Raw genomic sequence first — 17,768 nt, forward strand, 5'->3', positions numbered from 1 at the left:
GGGCCGGGGTCAGACGTCACGCTCGTCCCGCCCCTCGCTGATCACCAGGCCCCCTTGATCACGACGACACTGGCGTCGTCCCGCCGCACTCCTGCCTCTCGCAGCAGCTGACCTGCCATGACGAGCGGTGCGTGGCGCAGCAGACCGGGCATGGATCCATGGTCCCACCGTTCGGTCAGACCGTCGGAGTGCATCACCAGGGCACTGTGGGGCTGGAGGGGTTCCTCGAACGTCCGCAGCCGCCGCATGTGCGCGCCGACGATACCGGGAGCCGACAGCAGGGCCCTGCGTCCGTCGTCGCTCACGAGGAAGCCGCTGACGTTGCCGATTCCGCAGTACCGCACCCGTCCGGCGGCCGGTTCGATCCGTGCCACGGCGACCGCGCCGCCACGGGTCCCCCGCAGGGCGAGGTGCACCGCGCCGAGGATGCCCTCCGGGCTCAGATCACGTGAGGCGTGGAACGCTCTGACCGCTGCCTGACTGGCACGCGCCGCGAGGGGCCCGTGGCCCAGACCGTCACACAGCATGACCAGGATCGCGGGACTGTTCCCGGCCTCGTCCCCGCCGACGGTCCGCACGGCCCACGCGTCGCCGCACACGGTCTCACCGCTGATGGGCCTGGTCACGCCGCCGGCCGGGAAGGAACCCGGGGAGTCGACGACGGCTCTGCCGTCCGCGGTGCGCGGCCAGAACTGCGCGGTCATGACCGTCCCGCGGCCCGGGACGGAGTGCAGGTCGAAGTGGTCCGCGAGACGGGAGACCGCGCCCAGGCCGATACCCAGGGTGCCGGCACTTGATTTTCCGTCGACCAGGGCGGCGGGGACATCCGCTATTCCGGGCCCCGAGTCGACGGTGAGGAACTCGACACCGGCCAGTTCCCCGGACCGCACCGCACGCAGCAGCACGGCGCCGTCGACGGCGTGCCGTTGCAGGTTCGTGGCGCCCTCGGTGACGGCGATGGCTATCTCGGCGGACCGGTGGCTGCTTAGCCCGAGGCGCCTGGCCAGTGTGGCGGCGGCGCTACGAGCGGTCACGGGCAGCGACTCACCGTCCCGGAACCACACCCCGTCCTCGCTGTCGAGGGTGACGGCGGTCTTCACCGCACCCACTTGATGATGGTCACGGTCGTGCCCTCGCCGGGCGCGGTGACCAACTGGAAGTCGTCGACGAGGCGCCGGGCGCCGCTGAGGCCGAGCCCCAGCCCGCCGCCGGACGTCCAGCCGTCCGTCATGGCCTGCTCGACATCGGCGATGCCCGGGCCGGAGTCCTCGAAGACGGCGGCCACTCCGCGCTTGCCGTTCAGGCTGACCAGTCCGGAGCTGACCGTGCCACCGCCGCCGTAGATCAAGGTGTTGCGCGCGAGCTCACTGGCCGCGGTGATCATCTTCGTCTGGTCGACCAGGGACAGTCGGCACTGCTGGGACAGCGCCCGGATGGCCTGCCGGATGTGGACGAGGTCGCCGCTGCGCGCGATGGGGTAGACCTGCGGCGTTTCCCCCGCGGTCCAGGGCGCGGTCACCGCAAGACCGAACTGGTGGGCTGCCGCAGCTTCGCCAGCCCCTTCTCCAAGTCCAGGGCCGTGTCGACGCCACCGAGGGAGAGGCCCAGCTCGACCAGGGTGATGGCCACGGCGGGACGCATGCCCACCACCACCGTCCGGGCGTCGAGCACACGCGATATGGCGGCCACGGTCGCGAGCATGCGCCCCACGAAGGAGTCGACGATCTCCAGAGCGCTGATGTCGATGATGACGCCCTGGGCCGATTTGGCCACGATCTGCTCGGCGAGATCCTCCTGGAGGTTCAGCACCATCTGGTCCTCCAGATCGAACTGGACGGACACCAGAAGGGTGTCTCCGATCCGCAGGATCGGGATGCGCTCGCTCATCGCTGTCCGCCCTGCTGGGCGACGACGTCCACGCCGGACCGGCGCAGCGCCAGCTTGAGGGCGTCGGCGAGGCTGGCCTTCGTCACGATGTCGTCGAACTCGATGCCCAGCGCGACGATGGTCTGCGCGATCTGCGGGCTGATGCCGGAGACGGTGCATTCGGCGCCCATGAGCCGGGCGGCGACGATGGTCTTGAGCAGGTGCTGGGCGACCTGGGTGTCCACCGCGGGGACGCCCGTGATGTCGATGATCGCCTGCTCCGAGCCCGTGTCCACGAGGGCCTGCAGAAGCTTCTCCATCACCACCTGGGTCCGTGCCGAGTCCAGCGTGCCGACCAGTGGCACGGCGATGACGCCGTCCCACAGCCGCACCACCGGGGTGGACAGCTCCAGGAGCTGCTCCGCCTGCGAGGTGATGATCTCGTCCCTCGTCTGTGTGTAGGTCTCGATCACGAAGAGGCCCAGACCGTCCAGGACGCGGCCGAGTTCCAGGTACGCACGGACCTCGTCGGCGGAACCGTCCTGCAGGACGGGTTCGAGGACCCGCTTCAGCGCGAAGACACTGATCGCGGTCTCACTCGGCGAGAACCCCTGCCGGGCCCGGTTCCTCGACAGCTCCGTCAGCAGGGCACGGATCTCCGACATCTGCTCCGAGTGGACGTCGACGGCCCCCTGGCGCAGCGCGTCCACCAGGGCGTCGTACACCTCCCGGAGCTCGCGGTCGAGTTCCGCAGTACCGACCCGCCCGCCCAGCGACCCCGAGACCTCCCGCGCCCACGCCGCGGCCAGGTCCTGACCCTCGACCGACAAGAGCCCGACCATGTCCACAGCGCTGTCTCGCTTCGCCATTCCGGCGCTCCTTCGATGTTCACATTTACGTGTCAGGGATGACCTGCGAAGCCTACGGCACTTCCCCTCGCGGACAGGCGCGGCCCCGAAACCGCCCCGGACGGCGAACGGGAGCCGAATCTCCCTGTCAGGAGCGGTTGCGCCGAGGAGGACGTCCCACCTACGGCGGCCCGCGCCCTGCCCGGGGCGGCTCCGTCTGTCACCATGTCCCCAGCTCGGCTTGCCGACGCGGCCCGGGCCGGAATCTGCGCCCGAAGCCCGTCCCGACGGCTCGGGCCGCCGTGCCCGGTCGAGCGGTCGATCCGGGCAGGAGCAGCATGTGTCGCGCCAGGCAGGGTAACCGCGCACGGACAACGGGAACGAAGGTGGACAAAAAGTGGAGTCAGTCGGCAGAGACGGCGCGGGGCCGTCGGGGGCCTCTGCGATAACCGCCGCCGTCTCCCTGAACGGAGGCGGCACCTGCATCGCCGAAGCACGGCGCTTCGCGTCCGACTTTCTCGACGGCGCCCGTACGGACCATGGCCTGTCCGTCTCCGCCCGCGCGATGGACCTCACCCAGCTGGTGGTCAGCGAGCTGGTCACCAACGCGCACAAATACGCCCCCGGCCCCCTGCTGATGGAGCTGCGCATCGCGGACGCCGTGGTGGCGGTGACCGTGCACGACAGCGTCAGCGTGCGGCCCGAGGCGCGCTCCGTCGACCCGCGCAGAATCGGCCAGCACGGCCTGGAGATCGTCATGGCCGTCGCCCAGGACTTCCAGGTCGACCTCGAACCGGACGGCAAGCGCGTCACCGCCTCCATCGCCCTGACGCCGTGAACCGGACGCCGGCGTCCGCGCGGATCCGGCTCCCACGCCCTGACACCGTGAACCGGACGCCGGCGTCCGCGCGGATCCGGCTCCCACGCCCTGACTGATCCGCTTACCGGCGCCAGCCGCCGGTGACGCGCTCGCTCAGACCGCCGACGGCGCCGAGGTGCTCCCGCGGACGACGAGGCGCGGCGTCATGGTCGTCTGCACGGCGTGTTCGCGGTGGCCCTCCACCCGCTCGATGAGCAGCCGTGCGGCCGTGGCCCCCATGTTGTGCCCGGCCTGGTCGACGCTGGTGAGCTGCACGGTGGCGAGGTCCGCGATGGCGGTGTTGTTGTAGCCCACGAGCGAGACGTCCTCCGGGACCCGCAGTCCCAGTTCGTGGGCCGCCCGCCAGACGCCGAGCGCGGCCACGTCGGCTCCCGTCATGATCGCGGTGGGCCGGTCCCCCGCGGTCAGCAGGCTCATACCGGCCTTGTGACCGCCTTCGTCTGAGTACGACGTCCGGCAGATCTGTGTGTGCTCCGCCAGCTGGTTGCGGCCCATCGCCTCGGCGTACCCGTTGCTCAGGACGATCTCAGGCGTACGGGCCCACTTGCTCGACCGGGTGCCGGGAGAGGAGACCAGCGCGATGTTGCGGTGCCCGAGGGACACCAGGTGGTCGACGACGAGCCCGGCTCCGGAGCCGTCGGCGTCGACGACGGAGTCATGCAGGTCGGAGGCGTCGTGGTGGCCGATGACGACGGTGGGCGTGGACTGGGCGGTGGACAGCACTTCGGAGCGCTGCGTGCTGGGGGCGATCAGGACGAGGCCGTCCATCTGCCGGTCGACCATGGACCGGATGGTCTTGCCCTGGGTCTCGGCGTCGAAGCCCGCGGCGCCGATGAGCACGGTGTACTCGCTGTCCCGCAGTTCGTCGCGGATGCCGTCGAGGATGTCGGCGAAGAAGGTGTTGCGGATGTTGTCCAGCAGGATGCCGATGGTGTATGTCCGGCCGCGCATTCCACGTGCCGCGGCATGGGGCCGGTAGTCCAGCTCCGCCATGGCGGTCCTGACCTTCTCCTGCATGGCCGCGCTGACCCCGTACGCGTTGCGCATGACCTTGGAGACCGCCGCAGTGGACACCCCCGCGTGACGCGCGACATCCGTGATCGTCACGCGCTTCTTCCGCTGTGATCCCTGCTGCATGCCCACTGCCCCCTGGGGTGCTGTCCTACTGAGGACAACGTTCTACAGGATGAACCAGTTCGGGCGCCAGATGTAGTCGGTTTTCCGGTGGCGTTGCGGCGCGATGTCTTGACGAGGGCTTTGACGGCGTGCACTGTGGTGCGCACTTCGACGTAGAGAACGTTATACACAACTCTCGTCCCGAGACTTTTCGCAGGCCTTCGCCGTGCGCCTCCGTTCAACGATGACAGGGAGCCATGCCGTGACCACCTCCACGACCTCCGCCAGAAGGGCCCGCCTCGCCGGCCTGACCGCGAGCGCCGCCGCCATGGGCGTCCTCGTGTCCGCCTGCGGAGGAACGGGCGGAGGCTCGTCCTCGTCGCCCGAGAACTTCAGCTACCTGAGCGTCACGGAGAACACCACCGTCAAGACGGCGCTGACCACCCTGTCCAAGGGTGAGTGCAGGACCGCCGACGACGCCCTGCCGCTCAAGGTGGAGACCGTGCCGCAGGCGAGCCTGGACCAGAAGCTGCAGTTGCTGGCGGGGCAGGACGCGCTGCCGGTCCAGTTCGCGGCGGGCAACGCCCCGGCGCTGACGCAGCAGTTGTACAGGTCCGGCAAGGTCGCCGACCTGGAGGCCGAGCTCAAGTCACTCGGCGTCTACGACCAGTTGGAGCCCGCCGCCGTCTCCACCGTCAAGGCGCTGTACGGCGGCAAGGTGGAGGTCCTGCCGTACGAGTACAACATCGAGGGGATCTTCTACAACAAGAAGATCTTCAGCGCCAACGGACTGACCGTGCCCGGCACCTGGACCGAACTGGTCGCGGCTGCCGGGAAGTTGGAGGCCAAGGGCATCCAGCCGTTCTCCGCCTCGGGCCAGCAGGGGTGGCCGTTGACCCGTCTCATCAGCGGCTATCTCTACCGCAGCCTGGGACCTGACGCCCTGCAGGCCGTGGCCGACGGCAAGGCCGAGCTGACGGACCCCGCATACGTCAAGGCCGCCCAGGAAGTGGCCGACCTGGGCAAGAAGGGCTACTTCGGCAAGGGTGTCGGCTCAATCGACTACGACACCTCCATGAACGAGTTCCTCAACGGCAAGGCCGGCATGCTCTACATGGGCAGCTGGGCGCTGGCGAACATCGCCGACGAGAAGCAGAACAAGGTGGGGGCCGAGAACGTCGGCTTCATGCCCTTCCCGGCCGTCGAGGGCGGCAAGGGTTCGATCGAGCAGTACCCCTCCAACGTCGGCCTGGGGATCACGCTCGGCGCCAAGTCCTTCGACAGGAAGACCGGCGCCTGGGTGTCCTGCATCGCCGAGAACTACGGCAGCACCGCCCTGAAGGACCAGGGGGCCATCTCCGGCTTCAAGGTCAACACCCCGGTGGAGGACGGCAACGAGGTCACCGGTCAGGTCCGCGAGACCATCAGCGCGTCGAAGCGGAACGTGCTCTGGTTCGAGGCCCTGTTCTCCACCAAGGCGACCACGGTCAGCCAGAGCAACGCGGCCGGCCTGGTCGCGGGCAGCCTGAGCCCCGAGAAGTTCATGCGGACCGTGCAGGACGCCCTGGCCGAGAAGTGAGGCGGACGGGCCCGGTGACCGGGCCCCGCCGACGACAGCCTGACACCTCATGAACTGGACACCCCTCCATGCACCGCGTACTCGGTGACCGCAAGGCGGTCCTGATCCTCCTCGGTCCCGCCCTGCTCGTCTACTCCCTGATCATGCTGGTCCCCATGGTGTGGTCCTTCGGGTACTCGTTCACCAAGGGCAACACCATCGAGGGGTTCACCGGCAACGGCCTGGGCAACTTCGAGCGCCTGTTCTCCGACCCCGCCGTGCGGGACGCCCTGTGGTTCACCGCCAAGTACGCGGTCGTCGTGACCGTCGGCCAGGTCGTCGCCGGCTATCTGCTGGCCCTGCTGTACGTGTTCTTCCTCAAGCGGGCCTCCGCGCTCGTCCGCACCCTGGTGTTCTTCCCCGTCGTCCTGCCCACGGTGGCCGTCGGCCTGCTCTTCCAGAAGTTCTTCCAGGTGGCCCCGCAGACCGGCCCGGTCAACTCCCTGCTCAACGCCGTCGGCCTGGACTCGGTCGACTGGTTCGGCAGCGCGGGACACGCCTTCTGGGTCCTGATCGTCATGGACATCTGGCGCTCCATGGGCTTCTACGCCGTGCTGCTCTTCGCCGGCCTGGTGGACATCCCCGAGGAGGTGCTGGAGTCCGCCCGCCTCGACGGGGCGTCCGGCCTGCGCCTGGTGCGCCACATCGTCCTGCCGATGTCGTTCCCGGTGCTGATGTCGTCGGTCATCTTCAGCGTCAACGGCACGCTCAAGGTCTTCGACTCCATCGTCGCGCTGACGGGCGGCGGCCCCGGCAGCGGGACCACACCACTGACCCTGTACATGTTCCAGACGTCGTTCACCTACGGCGACTACGGCTACGGCAGCACGATCGCGCTGCTGCTGACCGTCGTCTGTCTCCTGGTGACCCTGGTCGTCTTCCGCGTCTCGCGGCGCGACCTCACGGAGGGCTGAACCCATGGCCATCGACACGCCTCTCAAGACATCGGCGGGCCGAGGCGCCGGCCGGGGCTCCACCGGCGGGTCGGCACGTCCTGCCGGACGCCGGGGCCCGGGCCGCCGCCTGTGGGTGAAATCCGTCGTCGCACTGCTGCTGGTCGTCGAGGTCTGTCCGCTGGTCTGGATGTTCCTGACCTCGCTGAAGTCCAACGACGACTACCTCAACAACTCCACCTGGTCGCTGCCCACCACATGGGAGTGGGGCAACTACACCGACGCCTGGACCACCGGGCACATCGGCCTGTACGTGCAGAACAGCCTGCTCGCCGTCCTGCCGGCGCTCGTGCTGATCCTGCTGCTGGGCACCGCGGCCGGGTTCGCCCTCCAGGTCATGGTGTGGAAGGGCCGCAGTCTGACCCTGCTGGTCTTCCTCACAGGCATGATGGTCCCCGCGCAGATGATCCTGCTGCCCCTGTTCACGGTGTACTTCCAGGCCGGTCTGTCCGGCACGCTGTGGCCGCTGATCCTGACCTACACGGGCACCGGTCTGCCGCTGACGGTGTTCATGATGGCCACCTACTACAAGACCGTCCCGCGCGAGCTGTTCGAGGCGGCCACCATCGACGGCGCGGGCATCCTGCGCGCCTTCTGGACCATCAGCCTGCCCATGGTCCGCAACGCGATCCTGACCGTCGGCCTGGTGCAGTTCTTCTTCATCTGGAACGACCTGCTGATCGCGCTGACCTTCACCAACAGCCAGGACCTGCGCACCATCCAGGTCGGCCTGCTCAACTTCACCGGCGACTTCGGGGCCACCCGGTACGGCCCGCTGTTCGCCGCCATCTGCATCAACGTCTTCGGCACCCTGGTGATCTACCTCTTCCTCAACCAGAAGGTGATGAAGGGCCTCACCTCGGGAGCCGTCAAGGGTTGACGGCCGCGCCCCTCCGCACCGGCCCGGCGCCGGCCGTCCACGCCCACATCCATGGAAGGTCCCCCGCCCATGTCCTCTCAGCCTGCCCCGGATCAGCCTGCCCCGGTCACCTTCGAGCACCTGCCGGACGCCCTCGGTATCGGCGTCGCCCGGCCACGCCTGACCTGGCGTCTGCCGCACGGCTCGGTCGTCCAGGACGCCTACGAGGTGGAACTCGACCGAGGCGGAGTCGTCCACCGCACCGGCCGGACGGCCCACCCGGATCAGGTGCTCGTACCCTGGCCCGGCCGGCCTCTCGGCTCCCGCGAACGGGTCGACGTACGCGTACGGGTGTGGGTGGACGGTTCCCCGGAGCCGACCGGCTGGAGCGAGCCCGGAACGGTCGAGGCAGGGCTCCTGAACGCGGCCGACTGGAGTGCCGTACCGGTCGGAGCGGCCTGGACCGAGGACCCCGACAGCGACCGGCGGCCCGCCCGCGTCCGCAGGAGTTTCACCCTCGACGCCCCGGTGCGCCGCGCCCGGCTGTACGTCACCGCCCATGGTGTGTACGAGGCCGAGATCAACGGCCGCCGGGTCGGCGACGACATCCTCTCCCCGGGGTGGACCGTGTACGGCGAGCGCCTGCGCTACTACACCCATGACGTCACCGAGCACCTCGTGCCGGGCTCCAACACCATCGGAGCCTGGCTCGGGGACGGCTGGTACCGCGGCCACATCGGCTTCGACGGCGGCTACCGGAACCTGTACGGCAGCGACCAGTCCCTCCTCGCCCAGCTCGAAGTCACCCTCGCCGACGGCACCACGACGGTCGTCGCCACCGACGGCTCCTGGCAGGCCGCGCCCGGCCCGATCCTCTTCAGCGGCCTCTACGAGGGCGAGACCTTCGACGCACGCCTGCACGACCCCGCCTGGTCCACCCCTCAACACGGCTCCGAGGAGGCCGAGTCGTGGACGGCGGTGGCGACCCGTACCCGCGACCCGCACACCCTGGTCGCTCCCAAGGGCGCCCCCGTCCGCCGCACCCAGGAACTCCCGCCCGCCACCGTCACCCCCAAGGGCGACGGCCGCCACGTCCTGGACTTCGGCCAGAACCTCGTCGGCCGGCTGCGCATCACCGTCGACGGGCCCGAAGGCACGACCGTCACCCTGCGCCACGCCGAGGTCCTCCAGGACGGCGAACTCGCCACCCGCCCCCTGCGCGGGGCGGCGTCCACCGACACCTACGTCCTCGACGGCTCCGGCTCGCAGACCTGGGAACCGCGCTTCACCCTGCACGGCTTCCGTTACGCCGAAGTCACCGGCTGGCCCGGCGAGTTGACCGCGAACGACGTGACGGCCCGGGTGTACCACACCGACATGACCCGGACCGGCTGGTTCGAGTGCAGCGACCCCATGGTCAACCGGCTGCACGAGAACGTCGTGTGGAGCATGCGCGGCAACTTCGTCGACATCCCCACCGACTGCCCCCAGCGCGACGAACGCCTCGGCTGGACCGGCGACATCCAGGTCTTCGCCCCCACCGCGTCCTTCCTGTTCGACTGCGCCGGCATGCTCGACTCCTGGCTGGACGACGTCGCCGTGGAACAACTGCCCGACGGAACGATCCCCTGGTACGTGCCGGTCATCCCCGGCGGACCGCAGTGGACGCCGATCCAGCCGGGCGCCGCCTGGGGCGATGTCGCCACCCTCACCCCATGGGTGCTCCACCAGCGCTTCGGCGACCTGGAACTGCTGCGCCGGCACTTCCCCATGGGCCGCGCCTGGGTGGACCTCATGGACCGGCTGGCGGGTGAGAGCCGCCTGTGGGACTCCGGGCACCAACTCGGCGACTGGCTCGACCCGATCGCCCCGCCGGACGACCCGGCGGGCGCCCGCACCGACCGCTACCTGGTGGCGACCGCGTACTTCGCCCACTCGGCCCGCCACCTCCAGTGGTCGGCCCGGGAACTCGGCCGCACGGACCTGGCCGAGCGGTACGGGCGGCTCGCGGACGAAGTCACCCTCGCCTTCAGAGCCCGCTATGTGCGAGCGGACGGCCGTATGACCAGTGACGCCCCGACCGCGTACTCGGTGGCTCTGGTCTTCGGTCTGCTGGACGACGCCCAGCAGCGCCGACGGGCGGGTGACCGCCTCGCGGAACTGGTGCTCCGGGACGACGCCCGGATCGCCACCGGCTTCGTCGGCACCCCGCTGATCTGCGACGCGCTGACCGACACCGGGCACTTGGACGTGGCCTACCGGCTGCTGACCCAGACCCAGTGCCCGTCATGGCTCTACACGGTGTCCATGGGCGCGACCACCATCTGGGAGCGCTGGGACAGCCTCCTCCCGGACGGCACCCTCAACTCCGGCGGCATGACCTCCTTCAACCACTACGCGCTGGGTGCCGTCGCCGACTGGCTGCACCGGGTCGTCGCCGGCCTCGACCTCGCCTCCCCCGGCTACCGCACACTGCGTTTCGCACCGCGGCCGGGTGGTGGCATCACCTGGGCCAGGGCCCGCCACGAGACGCCCTACGGCCGGGCCGCCATCTCCTGGGAACTGACCGCCTCGGGCATGACCGCGGAGATCACGGTCCCCGACGGCTGCCGGGGCCTGGTCGAACTGCCCGGCCACACTCCGCTGACCGTGGGCCCCGGCCGACACCGTCTCGACACCCGCGACCTCCAACGCGGCGCCGCCTGACCCCGCCCGCGCCGCCCGGCGGGCCGACGCCCGTTCGGCGTTTGTCGAAGACCGGTGATATTGCCGATGGCCGCGCCCTCTGAGCGGCCCGACAGTGGCACGGCCGGCCACCGGTCGGCGCCGTCGGCAGAGCTGCCGGACGTGGCACGCGGGTTCTCCCCGTGCCACGTCCGGTCCGGCGGTTCGTCACGGCCGAGAGGACGACTTCGTCGTGCAGCAGCACTCGCAGAACAGCTCACCCACCCCCGGGACGGTCCCGCCCGTGTCCGCCGTCCGCAGCCCTCGCGGCCGCGGAGGGCAGGCCGCGAAGCGGATCACCGGCGCCGTCGCGGCGCTCGCCGCCGTCGTGGGCCTCAGTTCCCTGGCGACTCCGGGGGCCCATGCCGCGGACAACCCCTACGAGCGCGGCCCCGCCCCCACCACGTCGAGCATCGAGGCGGCACGCGGCTCGTACAGCGTGTCCCAGACGAGCGTCTCGTCGCTGTCGGTCACCGGTTTCGGCGGCGGGACCGTGTACTACCCGACGAGCACCAGCGACGGGACGTTCGGCGCGGTGGCCATCTCGCCCGGGTACACCGGAACCCAGTCCTCGATCTCGTGGCTGGGCCCACGGCTGGCCTCCCAGGGCTTCGTGGTGTTCACCATCGACACCCTGACGACCCTGGACCAGCCCGACTCGCGCGGCCGCCAACTGCTGGCCGCGCTGGACTACCTCACCGGGCGCAGCAGTGTGCGTACCCGGATCGACAGCAGCCGGCTCGCGGTGGCGGGGCACTCGATGGGAGGCGGCGGCAGCCTCGAAGCCGCCAAGTCCCGCCCCGCCCTCCAGGCGGCGATCCCGCTGACCCCGTGGAACACCGACAAGTCCTGGCCGGAGGTCACCACACCCACCCTGATCTTCGGAGCGGACGGCGACACGATCGCCCCCGTCGCCTCGCACGCGGAGCCGTTCTACGGAAGCCTGCCGTCGTCGACCGACAAGGCGTACCTGGAGCTCAACGGCGCGACGCACTTCACGCCGAACTCGTCCGACACGACGATCGCGAAGTACAGCATTTCCTGGCTCAAGCGGTTCGTGGACAACGACACCCGCTACGAGCAGTTCCTCTGCCCGCTGCCGCGGCCGAGCCTGACCATCGAGGAGTACCGGGGCAACTGCCCCCACACTTCCTGAGGTCGGCAGACACACGAGCACGGCGGCACGGACGAGAGCAGCCGGTGGGCGGTCGCGCGGGGAACGCGGCCGTCCACCGGCGCTGTGCGGGCACACAGAACTGCGGGGGCGCCGCTGGGCAGGCGCACACGGGAGCTCCCGGCCAAGGCCGCGTCGGCGCAGGTGGGAGGGGGAAATCGCGCGACAGGAGGCGGCGGACGGACAGCTTCCGCCCCTGGCCCCGCGAAAGTAACGTCACAGGGATGACCGGACGGACGAACGTGCCCCAGTCTCCCCCACCGCGGTCCTCGCCACAGCGCCCTCGCCCACTGCACGGCCGAAGCGGGGAACTCGCGGCCCTGACAGCCCTGTTGGACCGGCCCGGTGCGAACGCGCCCGTACTCGTACTGACCGGGGATCCGGGCCTCGGCCGTACCGCGCTGGTCGACCGGGCGGCCCACTCCTTCGAGGCGGGGCCCGTGCTGCGGGTGCGGGCCAGTCGCGCGGAGTCCGGACTGCCCCACAGCGGAGTGCACGCGTTGCGGTGCGCCGCGGGCGCTCTGCCGGGTGGACAGGCCGTCGGCGTTCCGGAGGCAGGGGCGGCACCGGAGTGGCTGCTCCAGTTGCTGACCGCCATCGCCGCCGGCGCGCCGCTGCTGGTGTGCGTGGACGACGCGCATCTGTGGGACGCCCCCTCGCGAGCCGCCCTGGGTTTCGCCGCTCGGCGGCTGCCCGCGGCCGGACCGGTGCGGCTGCTCCTGACGGTCGCCGGGCAGCACGCGGTCGACCCCGACTTCGCGGCGCTGCCCGTCCTGACGCTCGCACCGCTGACCTCGTCCGCCGCGGACGCGCTGCTCGACGAGTTGCTGGAAGGCACGACGTGCGGGCCCGTCGACCCGGCCGTCCGCAGAGAGCTGTCGGAAGAGGCCCGGGGCAACCCGGCCCTGCTGCGCGCGCTGGTGGCCCGGCTGTCCCCCGCCGAGCTGTCCGGCGAACACCGCCTGCCCTGGCCGCTGGCCGACGCCGACACGCTGCGGAATGTGGTCGGCGGGCATCTGGCGGGGCTCTCCGCCGACGCGGGCGAACTCCTCCTGCTGGTGGCCGCCGCACACGAACACGATCCCGAGAGCGGCGGCGCCGATGCCGAACTGGTCCGCGCGGCGGCCGCACGGCTCGACCGCGCGCGGACCGTACCCGGCCCGGAGCGGATCCCTGACCTCCTCGTGCTCTCCGACGGCCGGTTGCGCTTCACCAGCCCCGTGATCCGCAGAGCCGTGCACCTCTGCGCGCGTCCCGACCGGCGGCGCGCCGCGCACCGGGCGCTCGCCGCCGTTCTGGAGAGTGAGGGGCACGGGCTCGTCGCGCTGCTCCACCGGGCCTGGTCGATCGCCGGGCACGCCCCGCCGATGGCGGATCAGCTGGCCGCCGCCGCGGCCGACCCGTGCGTCGCCGCTTCCGGCGCTCAGCGTTCGGCGGCGTACGCCCGGGCCGCCGAACTGACGGCGGACGGACGGGAACGGGCGGAGCACCTGACCGCGGCGGCCGAGCAGGCGCTGCTCGCGGGCCGGGCGCGGACGGCCCGCCGCTTGACCGGCCGGGCCGGCGACAGCGCCCTGCCCCCCGTCGTGCGGGGCCGCTCGGCCTGGGTGCGGGGAATCCTGGCGCTGCGTGACGGCCCGGCTGCCGACGCCGGTGAGGCGCTGCTGCTCGCCCGGTCCCTGCTCGCCGCCGACGATCCCGCGCGCGCCCTGCTCGCGGGGCTCGCCGCCGCGGAGGCCGCCTGGGCCACGGGAGACGCCGTCGCCTGTCTGCACGCCCTGAACGCGGCGGACCGTACCGTCACGACGGCTGTGCACGACCGTGCGGGCACGTCTCCCGGGCGGGTGCCCACGCTCGTCGCCACGGCGCAGGCCGCTGTCACCCGCTCAGGGGTCCCGCCTTCGGCGGCTCCCGGCCCGGAGCCGGGCGACGGACTGCCGCGGGACTACCTGCACGGCATGCGGGCGATGCTGGAGCGGGACTTCGGCCGGGCCATCCCGTGGCTGCGCCGCGTGGTCGAGCACGCCTGGGAGGAGGACGGGCCCGAGCGGCTGCTGTGGTCGGGCGCGGCCGCCCTCCTGCTGGGGGACGTGCCCGCCGCCTGCCGGATCGGCGCACGGACCCTCGCGGCGGCCCGGTCCCGGGGACCCGAGTCGTCCGTGCCGCGGGCCCTGGAGCTGCTGGCCTACGCGGAGTTGCGGACGGGCCGGCACGCACGGGCCCGGGCGCACGCCGAGGAGGGACTGCGTACCGCGCACCGGTACGGGCAGAGCAACGTGGCGGCCCACCACCACGCCGTACTGGCCCTGGCGGCGTCGATCTCGGACGAGTCGACGCTGGTCGCCCACCACGCGGCCGCCGCGCTGGCGACCGCACGGCGCCATGGGCTCCTGCAGGCCGCGACACTCGCCGAGTGGGCTTCGGGCCGCGCCGACCTGGGGCGCGGGCGTCCTTTCGAAGCGGCTGCCCGGCTCGGCCCGCTGGTCCGACCGGGCCCGGACGGCGGTCACTTCGCCGTACGCATGCTGGCCATGCCCTGCTATGTGGAGGCCGCGGTACAGGCCGGGCAGCGGGACGAGGCACGAGCCGTCGTCGAGGAGTTCGCGCTGTGGGCGCACTTCGGAGCCGACGCGCAGGCTCCCGCCCAACTCGCCCGGTGCCGGGCACTGGTGGCCGACGCGGACCGGGCCGACGCGTTGTACGCGGACGCCCTGTCCCGGCACGCACGGGCGGGCGGTGACTTCGAGCCGGCACGTACGCGGCTGCTGTACGGCAAGTGGCTGCGCAGGCGGCGCAGACTCCGGGAGGCGCGCGCCTGTCTGCGGGACGCGCTGGTCGCGTTCGAGCGCTGCGGAGCCCGCATCTGGGCGGACCAGACGCGCGCCGAACTGAGGGCGAACGGGGCGGCTCCGCCCGCGGCGAGGACCGGTGCGGCCGCGGCGAGGGCCGGTGCGCTGGACGGTCTCACGCCGCAGCAGCTGCGGATCGCCCGCTGTGTCGCCGAAGGTGCCACGAACCGGGAGGTGGCCCTGCACCTGGCCGTGAGCACCCGCACGGTCGACTACCACCTGCGGAAGGTCTTCGCCGTGCTCGGGGTGCGCTCCCGGGTCGAACTGTCACGGATGGTCGAGCGGACGGCCGGGAACGGGACGCGTCCCGCCTGAGAGGCAGTCCGCGTCACAGCAGGACGACGTCACGGAAAGACGGCGTCACGGCAGGATGGAGTCGACGTATCCGCCGTCGACTCGCAGCGCGCCCCCGGTGGTGGCCGACGCCTGGTCGGAGCTCAGGTAGACGACCATGTTCGCGATCTCCTCCGGCTCGATCAGCCGCTGCAGCAGGGACTGCGGCCGGTGCTCCTTCATGAAGGCACGCTGGGCCTCGTCCCACGGAAGGTCACGGTCGACGAGCCCGTACACGAAGTCCTCCACGCGCCCGTGTGGGTGGGTCCTGCGATGACCGAGTTCACCGTGACGCCGGTGCCTGCGGCCTGTTTCGCGAATCCGCGGCCGACCGCGAGCAGGGCGGTCTTCGACATGCCGTAGTGGATCATCTCGGCGGGGATGACGACCGCCGAGTCGCTGGCGATGTTCTGGATCCGCCCCCAGCCCCGCTCCGTCATACCGGGCAGGTACGAGCGGATCAGTCGCACGGCGGCCAGGACGTTGACCTCGAAGTAGCGGCGCCATTCGTCGTCGGTGATCTCCAGCGGGTCGGCGGACCCGAAGATCCCGAGGTTGTTGACGAGGATGTCCACCTGCGGCAGGGCGTCCATCACCTGCGCCGCGCCTTCTTCGGTGGTGACGTCCGCCGCCACGGGTACCACGTCCGCTCCGGGGACGTCCTTGGCGAGCTGCGCCGCGCTCTCCTCGGCGCGCTGCTCGCTTCGGCCGTTCACGGCGACACGGGCGCCGGCCCGGGCGAGGCCGGTGGCGATCGCCGCCCCGATCCCCTGGGTGGACCCGGTGACCAGTGCCGTCCGGCCGGTCAGATCGATGCGCATCTCACACGTCCCTTCTTGTGCGTTCGCGGGCTGGGTACCCATTCAGCCACTCCTGCAACGAAGGACGCCTGCTCAGAACCCCCAGATGGTCGGTTCGGCGAAGACCGGCGGCTCGGCCGTGGCGCGAGTCGCCCTCCTGACGGCCGGACGGGACGGCGGGAGTTGCCCCGTCGACGCGCCAGGAGGGCGGCGGTTGGAGCCTTGTCGTCGGCGATGGGCTCCAGCCGGTCTCGGCGGTTCGGTCACGACTCGGGGGCTGGGAGCCTGCGGTGCGGGCGAGAGCCCAACTGCACCTGCTCCGAGCGTAGATGAAGAGCGACGGTGATCGGAAGCCGAGCGGGCCGTGCCCGCCTCCCTGGGACCCGCCGTACCGGCGCGGCACTCCCACCGGTACCTCTCACCGGGCGTGGCGGTCCGCCGCGGCCGGATGCCGCTGAGAAGATGCGCTGTGGGATCGACAAAAGCATGGAATACGTCTGATGACGGCGGCGCTCCGGACACCGACGTGGTGGAACTCGTGACCTGCCTGGTCCGGATTCTGCTCGCCTCCTCCGGGGAGGGTGCCCATCGGATCGAGCGCACGGTCCACAGGGCCGCCGAGGCCTTCGGATGCCGGACGTCGCTCGTACTGGTCCCCGACGGTGCGGTCGTCACCGTCACCGGGGGTCCGGGCAGGGTGACGACGGTGACCGTACGGGCCGTGCCGGAGGTGTTCCGTCTCGACCAGGTCGTCGCGCTCAAGCCGCTGATCGCGGACGTCTGCGGCGGCCGGCTCCCGGTGGCGCAGGCCCGCGAACGGCTGCGGGGCATCGAGGAACAGGCCGCTCCCTACCGGTGGTGGTGGAAGCTGACGGGCATCGTGCTGTTCGCCCTGGGGTTCGCGCCCCTGATGCAGCCGACCTGGTACGAGATCGGTTCCACGGCGGTTCTGGCCGTGCCGGCCGCCGCGCTCGCCGTGGCGGCGGACCGGTCGCCCCGGCTGGCTCCGCTGCTGCCGCTGGTCGCCGCCACGACGGTCTCCGTGGTGACGCTGGAGGTCTTCGCCCGGGACGGCGCGCACGGCGGCCCGGTCCTGCTCATGCTGCCGGCGCTGTTCTTCTTCGTACCCGGTGACTATCTGAGTGCCGCGGCGGCCGAGCTGGGCGCCGGATTGATGACGACCGGTGCGATCCGGCTGGTCTATGCCGTGTTCCTGCTCGTGCAGCTGTACGTCGGGGTCCTGCTGGGTGTCGCGGTCACGGGTTCGTCGACGCGGCGGCTCTTCGACGTGGCCGCGGTCTCGGACCTGCCGCGCTGGGCGCTGTTCTGCGGCTGGATCGTCTTCACGGTCGGCACCGTGCTCGCCTTCGCGATCCCCCTGCGCCTGCTGCCGGTGCTGTTGCTGCTGGTGTACGTCACGGTCGGGGTGCAGTCGCTGGTGACGAAGGCGGCGGGAGAGACGACGGGCACGTTCACCGCGGCTGTGGTGCTGGCCGCGGTCACCACCATCCTGGACCGCCGCCCCTCGATGCCCGCACGGCTGGTCCTCCTGCTGCCCGGCTTCTTCACCCTGACCGTGGGCTCGCTGGGCATGCGCGGGCTGACCACCCTGGCCGGGGGCCATGTCATCGCCGGATTCACCGATCTGCTCAAGCTGGTCACCATCGTCACCGCCATCGCGCTGGGTCTGATGGTCGGCGCGACCCTGACCGCTCGCGGGAACGACCTCGTCCGGGACGGCGCGTAAG

The 17,768-nt window shown here is 71.3% G+C and carries 13 protein-coding genes and 1 pseudogene; 8 read left to right on the plus strand and 6 right to left on the minus strand.

Features of this window, described 5'->3' with window-relative positions; all coding sequences use genetic code 11:
• Positions 1–41: 41 nt before the first annotated feature.
• The 4 genes from OHS59_RS03750 to OHS59_RS03765 are packed head-to-tail and all read right to left on the minus strand — an operon-like array spanning position 42 to position 2,735.
• Positions 42–1,109: an ATP-binding SpoIIE family protein phosphatase gene (locus OHS59_RS03750; protein WP_328491945.1), complete on the minus strand. Its 1,068-nt coding sequence runs from the start codon at positions 1,107–1,109 to the stop codon at positions 42–44.
• Positions 1,097–1,519 (minus strand): ATP-binding protein, encoded by a 423-nt coding sequence (locus OHS59_RS03755; protein ID WP_328491946.1) that lies wholly within the window; start codon positions 1,517–1,519, stop codon positions 1,097–1,099. The genes OHS59_RS03750 and OHS59_RS03755 overlap by 13 nt, the downstream gene beginning before the upstream one ends.
• Positions 1,516–1,887, minus strand: coding sequence for an STAS domain-containing protein (locus tag OHS59_RS03760; protein WP_328491947.1), 372 nt, complete (start codon positions 1,885–1,887; stop codon positions 1,516–1,518). Before OHS59_RS03760 ends, OHS59_RS03755 begins: the two co-directional genes overlap by 4 nt.
• Complete coding sequence (locus OHS59_RS03765) at positions 1,884–2,735, minus strand: STAS domain-containing protein (RefSeq protein WP_328491948.1); 852 nt, start codon at positions 2,733–2,735, stop codon at positions 1,884–1,886. The genes OHS59_RS03760 and OHS59_RS03765 overlap by 4 nt, the downstream gene beginning before the upstream one ends.
• Before the next feature lie 376 nt (positions 2,736–3,111).
• Here OHS59_RS03765 and OHS59_RS03770 point away from each other — a divergent pair, with 376 nt between their 5' ends.
• The gene (locus OHS59_RS03770) at positions 3,112–3,552 is read left to right on the plus strand and encodes an ATP-binding protein (RefSeq protein WP_328491949.1); all 441 of its coding nucleotides are present in this window, start codon (positions 3,112–3,114) and stop codon (positions 3,550–3,552) included.
• Between the two features lie 135 nt (positions 3,553–3,687).
• Here OHS59_RS03770 and OHS59_RS03775 read toward each other — a convergent pair whose 3' ends face one another.
• Positions 3,688–4,701, minus strand: coding sequence for a LacI family DNA-binding transcriptional regulator (locus tag OHS59_RS03775; RefSeq protein WP_328491950.1), 1,014 nt, complete (start codon positions 4,699–4,701; stop codon positions 3,688–3,690).
• A gap of 271 nt (positions 4,702–4,972) precedes the next feature.
• Here OHS59_RS03775 and OHS59_RS03780 point away from each other — a divergent pair, with 271 nt between their 5' ends.
• The 6 genes from OHS59_RS03780 (at position 4,973) to OHS59_RS03805 (ending at position 15,202) form a co-directional block, all read left to right on the plus strand.
• Positions 4,973–6,289 carry an ABC transporter substrate-binding protein gene (locus OHS59_RS03780; RefSeq protein ID WP_328491951.1) on the plus strand — a complete coding sequence of 439 codons (1,317 nt, stop codon included), beginning with the start codon at positions 4,973–4,975 and terminating at the stop codon, positions 6,287–6,289.
• Positions 6,290–6,357: 68 nt separating this feature from the next.
• The gene (locus OHS59_RS03785) at positions 6,358–7,242 is read left to right on the plus strand and encodes a carbohydrate ABC transporter permease (RefSeq protein WP_328491952.1); all 885 of its coding nucleotides are present in this window, start codon (positions 6,358–6,360) and stop codon (positions 7,240–7,242) included.
• Between the two features lie 4 nt (positions 7,243–7,246).
• Positions 7,247–8,161, plus strand: a complete 915-nt coding sequence (locus tag OHS59_RS03790) for a carbohydrate ABC transporter permease (protein WP_328491953.1) — start codon at positions 7,247–7,249, stop codon at positions 8,159–8,161.
• A gap of 69 nt (positions 8,162–8,230) precedes the next feature.
• Positions 8,231–10,846 carry a family 78 glycoside hydrolase catalytic domain gene (locus OHS59_RS03795; RefSeq protein ID WP_328491954.1) on the plus strand — a complete coding sequence of 872 codons (2,616 nt, stop codon included), beginning with the start codon at positions 8,231–8,233 and terminating at the stop codon, positions 10,844–10,846.
• Positions 10,847–11,159: 313 nt separating this feature from the next.
• Positions 11,160–12,020 (plus strand): bis(hydroxyethyl) terephthalate hydrolase, encoded by an 861-nt coding sequence (gene bdeA, locus OHS59_RS03800; RefSeq protein ID WP_328499041.1) that lies wholly within the window; start codon positions 11,160–11,162, stop codon positions 12,018–12,020.
• Positions 12,021–12,262: 242 nt separating this feature from the next.
• Positions 12,263–15,202, plus strand: coding sequence for a helix-turn-helix transcriptional regulator (locus OHS59_RS03805; RefSeq protein ID WP_328491955.1), 2,940 nt, complete (start codon positions 12,263–12,265; stop codon positions 15,200–15,202).
• Between the two features lie 45 nt (positions 15,203–15,247).
• Here the strand turns inward: OHS59_RS03805 and OHS59_RS03810 are convergent.
• Positions 15,248–16,041, minus strand: a pseudogene (locus OHS59_RS03810) (SDR family NAD(P)-dependent oxidoreductase).
• Between the two features lie 505 nt (positions 16,042–16,546).
• On the opposite strand from OHS59_RS03810, the gene OHS59_RS03815 reads away from it, so the two are divergent.
• Positions 16,547–17,767, plus strand: coding sequence for a threonine/serine exporter family protein (locus tag OHS59_RS03815; RefSeq protein ID WP_328491956.1), 1,221 nt, complete (start codon positions 16,547–16,549; stop codon positions 17,765–17,767).
• Position 17,768 lies beyond the last annotated feature (1 nt).

This window comes from Streptomyces sp. NBC_00414 (assembly GCF_036038375.1).
In the GTDB taxonomy this organism is placed as follows: Bacteria; Actinomycetota; Actinomycetes; order Streptomycetales; family Streptomycetaceae; genus Streptomyces.